The 12,126-nt window shown below is 40.1% G+C and carries 5 protein-coding genes; all 5 read left to right on the top strand.

Features of this window, described 5'->3' with window-relative positions:
* Positions 1-184: 184 nt before the first annotated feature.
* Positions 185-4,330, top strand: coding sequence for a DNA-directed RNA polymerase subunit beta (gene rpoB / locus LCX93_RS01690; protein ID WP_226067594.1), 4,146 nt, complete (start codon positions 185-187; stop codon positions 4,328-4,330).
* The gene (gene rpoC, locus LCX93_RS01695; protein WP_226067596.1) at positions 4,323-8,843 is read left to right on the top strand and encodes a DNA-directed RNA polymerase subunit beta'; all 4,521 of its coding nucleotides are present in this window, start codon (positions 4,323-4,325) and stop codon (positions 8,841-8,843) included. Before rpoB ends, rpoC begins: the two co-directional genes overlap by 8 nt.
* A 172-nt stretch (positions 8,844-9,015) precedes the next feature.
* The gene (rpsL, locus tag LCX93_RS01700) at positions 9,016-9,390 is read left to right on the top strand and encodes a 30S ribosomal protein S12 (RefSeq protein ID WP_151901147.1); all 375 of its coding nucleotides are present in this window, start codon (positions 9,016-9,018) and stop codon (positions 9,388-9,390) included.
* A 108-nt stretch (positions 9,391-9,498) separates the two neighbouring features.
* Positions 9,499-9,966, top strand: a complete 468-nt coding sequence (gene rpsG / locus LCX93_RS01705; RefSeq protein ID WP_226067598.1) for a 30S ribosomal protein S7 — start codon at positions 9,499-9,501, stop codon at positions 9,964-9,966.
* Positions 9,967-9,977: 11 nt separating this feature from the next.
* A complete protein-coding gene (gene fusA, locus LCX93_RS01710) occupies positions 9,978-12,068 on the top strand; it encodes an elongation factor G (protein ID WP_226067606.1) in 2,091 nt (696 codons plus the stop codon).
* Positions 12,069-12,126 lie beyond the last annotated feature (58 nt).

Below are 12,126 nucleotides of genomic sequence, written 5' to 3' on the forward strand. Positions count from 1 at the left end.
CCCTCTTTTTTGGGCGCTTTAGCGAAGAGAACGAACTCTCTTGGCTAAAGTGCCCTTATGTCGTTTATAAGCACTATAAAAAAATCTCTTAATACCTAAGAGTAAAATAATCTATCTGGTGACGACTGGATACGATATGCTTGAACTTATCAAGTCCCTAATTAACAACTTATCGAGGTAGCCTATGTTAAACACTTTATATTCCGGAAACCGTCTTCGTATAGACTTCTCTAAAACTCCTCAAGAAATTGAAGTACCAAATTTACTCCAACTGCAACAAAGCTCATATGATACATTTTTAATGTTAAATGCAAAAGACAGAGCAACAAGCGGTATTGAAAAAGTTTTTCAATCTGTTTTTCCTATCCATGATGCACAAAACAGATTAACTGTCGAATATATCGGCTCTGAAGTCACGAACCCAAAATATACCGTTCGTGAATGTATGGAAAGAGGACTTACCTATGCGGTAAGCCTTAGAATGAAAACACGCCTTATTTTGTGGGACAGAGATGAAAACACAAAAGAAAAACTTGGTGTAAAAGATATAAAAGAGCAGAGTATATTTGTTCGTGATATTCCCCTTATGACCGATAGAACTTCTTTTATTATCAACGGCGTGGAACGCGTTGTTGTCAACCAGTTACACCGATCGCCGGGTGTTATCTTTAAAGAAGAAGAGTCGACTACTGCAGGAAACAAATTGATTTATACCGGACAGATTATTCCTGACCGTGGTTCATGGCTCTATTTTGAGTATGATCCTAAAGATATTCTCTATATGAGAATCAATAAACGTCGTAAAGTACCTGTAACAATTATGTTCCGTGCTTTGGGATATTCCAAACAGGATATTTTAAAACTCTTTTACCCGATTCAGACAATAAAAATCAATGACAATACGTTCTCTATGGATTTTAATCCTAAAGATTATGCAACACGTATCTCTTATGATTTGGTTGATATGAACGATAAGGTTCTTGTAGCCGCAGGGAAAAGACTTTCAAGCAAAAAAGTACAAAAACTTTTAGATGACGGCGTGAAAGAAGTTCAGTATCCTTTGGAAATACTTCTGGACAGATATTTGGCTGAGCCTATCATTGACCCGGAAACCGGGGAAGTTTTATTTGATGCAATGACGCATATAGATGAAACAAAATTAAAGAAAATGGCTGAAATCGGTGTAACAGAATTCAAAATCGCCAATGATATCGCCGAAGGCGTTGACAGTTCTATCATCAACGCATTCAATGCGGATACAGATTCTCTGAAGCTGTTGAAACAGACAGAAGATATTGAAGATGAGAATGATTTGGCTGCGATTCGTATCTACAAAGTGATGCGTCCGGGCGAGCCTGTAACCAAAGAGGCTGCAAAAATATTTGTAAACCAGCTCTTCTTTGATCCTGAGAGATATGATCTGACTCAGGTTGGTCGTATGAAAATGAACCACAAGCTTGGAATGAATATTCCTGAGTATGTGACTGTTTTGACACATGAAGATATCATAGAATCTGTAAAATATGTGATTAAAGTGAAAAACGGACAGGGTCACCTGGATGACAGAGACCACTTGGGTAACCGTCGTATTCGTTCTATCGGTGAGCTTTTAGGAAATGAGCTGCACAACGGGCTTGTAAAAATGCAAAAAGCAATTCGTGACAAACTCTCTACGATGAGCGGACCGATGAATGAGCTTATGCCTCATGATTTGATTAACTCAAAAATGATTACCTCTACAATCATGGAATTCTTTTCAGGCGGTCAGCTTTCTCAGTTTATGGACCAGACTAACCCACTCTCTGAAGTGACACACAAACGTCGTCTTTCGGCTCTTGGTGAAGGCGGTCTTGTCAAAGAGCGTGCCGGTTTTGAAGTGCGTGATGTTCACCCGACACACTACGGTAGAATCTGTCCTGTTGAAACACCGGAGGGACAAAATATCGGTCTTATCAATACACTTGCAATGTATGCAAAAGTAAACGAGCATGGATTTATTGAAGCTCCTTACAAAGTGATGAAAGACGGAAAAGTGACCCATGAAATTGTCTATCTGACTGCAACACAGGAAGAGGGCAAAAAAATTGCCGCTGCTTCTAACAAACTGGATGAAAACGGACAGTTTGTCGAAGACCTGATTGCAGTAAGACAAGACGGTGAAATCCTTTTACGTGATCCCAAAGAGTGTGAGTATGCTGACCTCTCTTCACAAATGGTTGTCGGTGTAGCCGCTTCACTGATTCCGTTCTTGGAGCATGATGATGCCAACCGTGCCCTGATGGGATCAAACATGCAACGTCAGGCAGTGCCTCTTTTACGCGCAAATGCTCCTATGGTTGGAACAGGTGTTGAGAAACTGGTCGCCCGTGATGCATGGGAATGTGTAAAAGCAAAACGTGCCGGTAAAATTGAAAAAGTTGACGGGAAACACATCTATGTGATGGGTGAAGAAGACGGTGAAATCTTTATTGATTACTATCCGTTACAAAAAAATCTTCGTACCAACCAAAATACCTCTTTTACTCAAAAACCGATTGTAAAAGTTGGTGAAAGAGTTGAGAAAAACCAGATCATAGCTGATGGTCCAAACATGGACAAAGGGGAACTGGCACTTGGTGTCAATGCTATGGTTGCTTTCATGCCATGGAACGGGTATAACTTTGAGGATGCCATTGTCATCTCAGAGCGTTTGATTCGTCAAGATGCCTTTACTTCAGTGCATATTTATGAAAAAGAGGTAGAAGCACGTGAACTCAAACACGGTGTAGAAGAGATTACCCGTGACATTCCGAATGTTCGTGATGATGAACTGGCACACCTGGATGAGTCTGGAATAGTAAAAATCGGTACAAATGTCAAAGGCGGTATGATTCTTGTCGGAAAAGTTTCTCCAAAAGGGGAAGTAAAACCAACACCGGAAGAGCGTCTTTTACGTGCAATATTTGGTGAAAAAGCCGGTCATGTTGTCAATAAATCACTCTACTGTCCACCGTCAATGGAAGGGGTGGTTGTAGATATTAAAGTATTTACAAAAAAAGGGTATGACAAAGATCCTCGTGCATTAGAACTAGAGAAAGAGGAGAGAGACTATCTTGAACGTGAGCATTATGACAGGCTTATTATGATAGATAAAGAAGAGATGCTTCGTGTGACAAAACTTCTCACCCGTGAACCTTTACAGAGTGACATCAAAATAGGTGATACTGAGTATAAGGCCGGAGAGAAAATCAACGGAGATGACTTAAAAGAAGTAAACCGTTTTGCGATGAATGCAATCGTCAAATCTTTTTCACAGGAGATTCAGGATGAGTACAACAAAACGAAAAGTCATTTCCAAAAGCAAAAAAGAGTTTTCAGAGATGAGCATGAAGAGAAACTCACTATCTTGGAAAAAGACGATATTTTACCAAACGGTGTTGTGAAGTATGTAAAAATCTATATAGCGACAAAACGTCATCTCAAAGTCGGTGACAAGATGGCCGGACGTCACGGGAACAAAGGTATTGTTTCTATTATAGTTCCTGAGGTAGATATGCCGTATATGGAAGACGGACGTTCTGTTGATGTCTGTCTGAATCCGCTCGGTGTACCTTCTCGTATGAATATCGGTCAGATTTTGGAAATGCACCTTGGTATGGCAGGCCGTGAGCTTGGTGACCAGATACAGGCAGAGTTTGACTCAAAACAAAAAGACTATATACAAAATCTTCGTACAAAAATGATTGAGATAGCTGATGTTGCAGGAATGATGAAAGCTTCTGAAGTTATCGGAAATATGAGTGATGAAGAGTTTCTGATCCATGCTAGAGACTGGGCCAAGGGTGTTAAATTTGCTGCACCTATTTTTGAAGGTACAAATGCCCAAGAGTTTGAAAAACTCTACAAACTGGCAAATATGGATGCTGACGGCAAACGTGTACTTTATGACGGAAAAACCGGTGAGAAGATGAAAGAACGTGTCAATGTCGGTTACATGTACATCTTAAAACTGCACCACCTGGTGGATGAAAAAATTCATGCCCGTTCAACCGGACCATACTCGCTTGTTACACAACAACCAGTCGGTGGTAAAGCACTCTTTGGTGGTCAAAGATTCGGTGAGATGGAAGTCTGGGCGCTTGAAGCGTACGGCGCATCGGCAGTGCTTAAAGAGATGTTGACTATCAAATCAGATGATGTTGATGGTCGTGTACGTGCTTACAAAGCACTTACAAAAGGTGAATTGGTGCCAGAATCTGGTATTCCTGAAACACTATTTGTATTAACAAAAGAGCTGCAGGCATTGGCTCTTGATGTAGATATTATGGACGAGGTAGAAGACGATGAGTAAATTAGTACCGGTAGAAGTAACAGAAGACAGCAGACCAAAAGATATAAAACAGCTCCAGTTCCGTTTGGCATCCCCTGAAAAGGTAATGTCATGGAGTCACGGAGAAGTTAAAAAGCCAGAAACTATTAATTATCGTACTTTAAAACCTGAGCGTGATGGTTTGTTCTGTGCAAAAATCTTTGGACCTGTAAGGGACTATGAGTGTCTTTGCGGCAAGTATAAAAAGATGCGCTATAAAGGTGTGGTGTGTGAAAAATGTGGTGTTGAAGTAACATCTACAAAAGTGCGTCGTACACGTATGGGACACATCGAATTGGTGACTCCGGTTGCACATATATGGTATGTAAGCTCACTGCCTTCGCGTATCGGTACACTGCTTGGAATCAAAATGAAAGATTTGGAGCGTGTACTCTATTATGAAGCGTATATCGTAGAAGAGGGTGGAGAGTCCTATTATGATGCAGAGGCCAAAACTCCGGTTTTAAAATATGATGTTTTAAATGAAGAGCAGTACCGTACACTTGTACAGAGATTTGGTGAGCTTGGTTTCAAGGCCCGTATGGGTGGTGAAGTTATTCGTGATTTGTTGGATTCTATTGATTTGGTTGACCTTTTTACCAACTTAAAAGAAGCGATTGGCGAAACAAAATCTGAGGCAAAGAAAAAAACGATTAACAAACGTCTGAAAGTTATTGAGTCATTTTTAAATTCAGGCAACAATCCTGCCTGGATGATGCTGACTGTACTGCCGGTACTTCCACCGGATTTACGTCCGTTAGTATCACTTGACGGCGGTAAGTTTGCTGTATCTGATGTAAATGATTTATATCGTCGTGTTATTAACCGCAATCAGCGTTTAAAACGTCTTGTAGAACTTGAAGCACCTGAAATTATTGTCAGAAACGAAAAGCGTATGTTGCAGGAGTCTGTAGATGCACTTTTTGACAATGGTCGCCGTGCAAACGCGGTAAAAGGTGCAAATAAGCGTCCTTTGAAATCTTTAAGTGAAATCATTAAAGGAAAGCAGGGGCGTTTTAGACAAAACCTGCTTGGTAAACGTGTTGACTTTTCCGGACGTTCTGTCATTGTAGTCGGACCGTCTTTGCGAATGGATGAATGTGGTTTGCCTAAAAAAATGGCACTTGAACTCTTTAAGCCGCATTTGATTGCAAAACTTGAAGACAAAGGCTATGCAACAACGGTAAAAGCTGCCAAAAAAATGATTGAAGAAAAAACAAATGAGGTTTGGGAGTGTCTTGCAGAGATTGTTGACGGGTATCCGATTATGCTCAACCGTGCTCCGACACTGCATAAGCTTTCTATTCAGGCGTTTCACCCTAAACTGATAGACGGAAAAGCAATTCAACTGCATCCATTGGTTTGTGCGGCATTCAATGCCGACTTTGACGGGGATCAGATGGCTGTACACGTGCCGCTTTCTTCTGCCGCTATTGCTGAATGTAAGGTATTGATGCTGGCTTCTATGAATATTTTACTTCCTGCATCAGGAAAGGCTATAGCTACACCTTCTCAGGATATGGTCCTTGGTATTTATTATCTTTCACTTGAGAAAAACGGTGTAAAGGGCTCTAACAAACTTTTTGCAAATGTTGATGAGATCAGAATTGCTTTAGAGCATGACGCACTTGACCTGCATGCAAAGGTTAGAACGCGTGTTGACGGACGTATTATTCATACAACGGCAGGTCGTCTTTTGATTAAGGCTATTCTTCCTGACTTTGTTCCGGCTGAGCTTTGGAACAAAGTAATGAAGAAAAAAGCTATTAATGAGATTGTTGATTATGTACAAAAACACGGGGGAATCGGTATTACTGCATCTTTCCTTGACCGTTTGAAAGATTTGGGTTTCAAACATGCGACAGAAGCCGGTGTATCAATTTCAGCGGATGATATTCGTGTGCCTGATATGAAACCTGCTAAAATTGCAGAGTCTAAAGCAAGAGTCATTGAGATTCAAAAACAGTTTGAAGCGGGACTTTTGACTGAACAGGAACGTTACAATAAGATCATTGATGTCTGGACAGATACGAACAATACGCTTGCAGCAGAGATGATGCAACTGGTACAAACAGATAAGGATGGTTTTAACTCTATTCATATGATGGCAGATTCCGGTGCTCGTGGTTCTGCAGCGCAGATTCGCCAGCTTGCCGGTATGCGTGGTCTGATGGCAAAACCGTCAGGAGAAATTATTGAAACTCCTATTATTTCAAACTTTAAAGAGGGCCTGAATGTTATCGAGTATTTTATTTCCACACACGGTGCGCGTAAAGGTCTTGCAGATACGGCACTTAAAACTGCCAATGCAGGGTATTTGACTCGTAAACTTGTTGATGTTGCACAGAATGTTAAAATTGTTGAGCATGACTGTCATACACACGAGGGGATAGAGATTTCTGATATATCTGATCAAAATACATTGATAGAATCATTGGAAGACAGACTTAACGGTCGTGTTCTTGCGGATGATGTTATTGACCCTATCTCCAATGAAATTCTTTATGCTGAGGGAACGCTTTTAGATGAAGTTTCTGCAAAAGTTATTGCTGAGTCAGGTATCAAAACAGCGGTAATCAGAACACCGACTACATGTAAAAGCGAAGAAGGTGTATGTGCCTTGTGTTATGGTGTGAACCTTGCAACAGGATATATTGTTCGTCCTGGTGAAGCGATAGGAATTATTGCGGCACAGTCAATCGGTGAGCCTGGTACACAGTTGACATTGCGTACATTCCACGTGGGTGGAACGGCATCTTCTACTGCACAGGAACGTCAGGTTATTGCAGAAAAAGAAGGTTTTATCCGTTATTACAACCTGAAAACGTATAAAAATAAAGAGGGTAAAAACATTGTTGCCAACCGTCGTAATGCGGGTGTTTTACTGGTTGAACCAAAAATAAAAGCACCGTTTGCAGGAACTGTTGAAATTCAGACGATTCATGATGAAGTCATCATCAGTGTAAAATCTGAAGATGAAACTGTTCGTTATTCACTGCGTAAGCTTGAAATAGCGAAGCCGAATGAACTAGCGGGTGTCAGCGGACAGATTGAAGGAAAATACTATTTCCCTCATAAAAACGGTGAAAAAGTCGAGGCACTGGACTCTATTGTTGAAACAATCAAAGACGGATGGAATGTACCTAGTCGTATTCCGTATGCATCAGAGTTATTGGTGGATGACGGTGCACCTGTTACGAAAAAGATTCTTGCAAAAGAAGAGGGTACTGTGAAATACTTCTTGCTTAAGGGGGATTACCTTGAGCGGTTTGAAGGGCTGAAGTCAGGATATGAAGTTGTAGAAAAAGGTCTTTTTGCCGCTGTAATTGACACAAACAACCGTGAAGCGATTCGTCATTATATTGCACGCGGTTCTGTTATTGTAACAGATGACAATGAAAGTGTAGACAGAGATACGGTTATTGCGAAACCTTCATCTGATGAGTCTGTTGTAATTGCAGAATGGGATCCATACTCTAACCCTATTATCTCTGAAGCTAACGGTGTTGTCAAATATGAAGATATCATTGTCGGGACAACAGCAAGTGAACAGCTTGATGAGTTGACAGGTAAAACTCGTTTGATGATTAATGATCACATATCATCAGAGTATAAGCCTGCAATTGTACTTGCAACAGAAGACGGAGAACTTTTGCGTTATGCGATTGAGCCAAAATCATCTGTGTATGTTGCTGACGGTGCTGAAGTGAAAGTGGCTGACATATTGGCAAAAACACCAAAAGCATTGCAAAAGTCGTCAGATATTACCGGGGGTCTTCCACGTGTATCTGAACTTTTTGAAGGTCGTCGTCCTAAAGCAACCGCACTGATTTCTGAAATTGACGGTGTGGTCAGCTTTGGAAAACCGCTTCGTGGAAAAGTAAGAATTATTGTCAGCAATGCAGACAACGGAATTGTAAAAGAGTATTTTGTTGACAAATCACATGAGCCGGTTGTAAACCCTGGTGACTTTGTGCATGCCGGTGAGAGATTGACTACCGGTATATTGTCATCACATGAACTTTTACGTATCATGGGTGTCAAAGCACTCTATAATTATCTTGTTTCTGAAGTGCAGCAGGTATACCGTTCTCAAGGGGTTAACATTGCAGACAAACACATTGAAGTCATCTTTACCCAAATGTTGCGTCAGGTAAAAATTGTAAAATCCGGCGATACAAAATTCATTGAAGGTGATTTGGTTTCTAAAGTGAAATTTACTCAGGAAAATGAAAAAATTATGCGTCTTGGCGGTCGTCCTGCAATTGCTGAACCATTCCTGGTCGGTATTACACGTGCGGCGGTTTCTGCTGACTCTATTATTTCAGCGGCATCCTTCCAGGATACTACGAAAGTATTGACAGAAGCAGCAGTTTCTGCGAAAGTTGACAATCTTGAAAACTTAAAAGAAAATGTTATTATCGGTCGTACTATTCCTGTCGGAACCGGTATCTACAAAGATCAAAATATAGAATTTGAGATTGAAGAAGAGTAAAATCTTCTTTCAACTCTCATAACACATTTGCCCATCCACATCCCACATTATTAATTTATACTTAAAATAAGCTAACTTTAATTACAATTTCTGTATTATTTCGTGTCTATAACTCTCTAAAATTTTTAGTGAGTTAAATTCTACTGGAAAAAATTAAGTAAAAAGGAATTGTATGCCTACAATCAATCAATTGATTCGTAAAGAGCGTAAACGTGTGATTAAAAAATCAAAATCACCTGCTCTTGACTCATGTCCACAGCGTCGTGGTGTATGTACACGTGTTTACACAACTACACCTAAAAAACCTAACTCGGCTTTAAGAAAAGTTGCGAAAGTCAGATTAACTTCCGGTTTTGAAGTTATTTCATATATCGGTGGTGAAGGTCACAACCTTCAAGAACACTCTATCGTACTTGTACGTGGTGGTCGTATTAAAGATTTACCTGGTGTGAAGTATCATATCGTTCGTGGTGCACTAGATACTGCCGGTGTTGCTAATCGTATGGTTGCCCGTTCTAAATACGGAACTAAGAAACCAAAAAAATAATCTAAGATTATTTTTTTAATATATTAATTCAATAGCTACAGGATTAATCTTTAGTGATTAATTTTGAGTAAATTTGAAGAATACAAATTGAAGTAAGGAAAATTACAAATGAGAAGAAGAAAAGCTCCCGTTCGTGAAATTATGCCAGATCCGGTTTATGGAAGCAAAATTTTAACGAAATTTATTAACAAAATCATGTTAGATGGTAAAAAATCTACAGCTGAAAAAATCATCTACAGTGCAATGGACATCATTAGCTCTCGTGGAGAAAAATCAGGAATAGACACATTTAATGAAGCTATTGAGAATATCAAACCTATTATAGAGGTTAAAAGTCGCCGTGTTGGTGGTGCTACTTATCAAGTTCCAGTAGAAGTACGCCCGGTGCGTCAACAGTCTCTAGCAATCAGATGGTTGGTTGATGCTGCTCGTAAACGTAATGAAAGAACAATGGCTGAGAGATTGGCAAATGAATTCATGGATGCTGCATCAGATAAAGGTTCAGCATTTAAGAAAAAAGAAGATACTTATAAAATGGCAGAAGCTAATAAAGCATTTGCTCATTACAGATGGTAACAGGATAACATATGCCAAGAAGTCATAAATTAGAAGATGTAAGAAACATCGGTATTGCTGCACATATTGATGCAGGGAAAACAACAACAACAGAAAGAATTCTTTTCTACACTGGTGTTGAGCACAAAATTGGTGAGGTTCATGATGGCGCAGCTACTATGGACTGGATGGAACAAGAGCAGGAGCGTGGTATTACAATTACTTCAGCGGCAACAACATGTGAGTGGCAAGGAAAACAGATAAATATTATCGATACTCCGGGCCACGTTGACTTTACTATTGAGGTTGAGCGTTCTATGCGTGTACTTGACGGTGCTGTTTCAGTATTCTGTGCTGTCGGTGGGGTGCAACCACAATCAGAAACAGTTTGGAGACAACGTAACCGTTATAAAGTTCCGTCTATCGTTTTTGTTAACAAGATGGACAGAACAGGTGCGGATTTTTATGAGGTAGAGCGTCAGATTCGTGAACGTCTTAAAGGAAACCCGATGCCTTTTCAGTTACCTATCGGTGCTGAAGACAAGTTTGAAGGTGTTGTTGATTTAGTTAAAATGAAAGAGATTGTCTGGGATGAAGATGCTGCGATGGGTTCAAACTACCATGTACAGGATATTCGTCCTGAGTTACAGGAAATTGCAGACGAATACAGAGAAAAAATGCTTGAGACTTTGGCTGAAGTTGAAGGTAATGATGATTTCGCTGAAAAATTCCTTGAAGGCGAAGAAATTTCTGAAGAAGAGATCAAAGCGGCTATCAAATCTGCAACAATCGGTATGGCTGTTGTTCCGATGACTCCGGGTACTGCATTTAAAAACAAAGGTGTTCAGACTCTGCTTGACGCTGTTGTTGACTATCTTCCTTCACCGGTTGAAGCACCGCCAATTATGGGTACTATGATGGATGATGAAGAGAAAGAAGTTGTTGTTGAATCAACTGATGACGGTCCTTTTGCTTCATTGGCATTTAAAATTATGACTGACCCTTTTGTGGGTGTTCTTACATTTATCCGTGTATACCGTGGTTCTTTAGAATCAGGTTCGTATGTACACAATACTACAAAAGACAAAAAAGAAAGAATCGGTCGTATCTTGAAAATGCATGCTATCAAGCGTGAAGAAATTAAAGAGATATATGCCGGTGAAATCGGTGCCGTTGTTGGATTAAAATCAACAACTACGGGTGATACTCTATGTGATCCTGCTGAAAAAGTTGTACTAGAGAGAATGGATTTCCCTGAACCGGTTATCTCTGTTGCAGTTGAGCCAAAAACGAAAGCTGACCAAGAAAAAATGGGTATCGCTCTAGGAAAACTAGCTGCCGAAGATCCGTCTTTCAGAGTACACACTGATGATGAAACAGGTCAGACTATTATTTCAGGTATGGGTGAACTTCACCTTGAAATTCTTGTTGACAGAATGAAGCGTGAGTTTAAAGTTGAAGCAGAAGTCGGTGCACCACAGGTTTCTTACCGTGAAACAATCAAGAAAGAAGTAAACCAGGAATACAAATATGCAAAACAATCTGGTGGTCGTGGTCAGTTTGGTCATGTATTCTTAAAAGTGAAGCCGGGTGAAGCTGATTCCGGCTTTGTATTTCACAACGAAATCAAAGGGGGAACTGTTCCAAGAGAATATATTCCTGCTGTTGAAAAAGGTTGTGAAGAAGCGATGCAGGCAGGTGTTCTTGCCGGATATCCTATGGAAGATATTGATGTTACACTGTACGACGGTTCTTACCATGATGTGGATTCAAATGAAATGGCATTTAAACTTGCTGCTTCAATGGGATTTAAAGAAGCTTGTCGTAAAGCAGATGCTGCTATACTTGAGCCGATGATGAAAGTTGAAGTTGAAGTTCCTGAAGAGTACATGGGTGATGTTATCGGTGACTTGAACCGTAGACGCGGACAGGTAAACAATATGAGTGATAGAGCAGGAAACAAAATTATTGATGCTTTTGTTCCACTTGCTGAAATGTTCGGTTACTCAACTGACCTTCGTTCTGCAACTCAGGGACGTGCAACATATGCAATGGAATTTGATCATTATGAAGAAGTTCCAAGAAATATAGCTGAAGAGATTCAGAAAAAACGTAACGGGTAACAATCGTTTTATTATAAATTGTACCACCTCTCTCCTCTCCTGTAAGGGAGGAGACTTT

The sequence above is a fragment of the Sulfurimonas sp. SWIR-19 genome, assembly GCF_020410885.1.
In the GTDB taxonomy this organism is placed as follows: domain Bacteria; phylum Campylobacterota; class Campylobacteria; order Campylobacterales; family Sulfurimonadaceae; genus Sulfurimonas; species Sulfurimonas sediminis.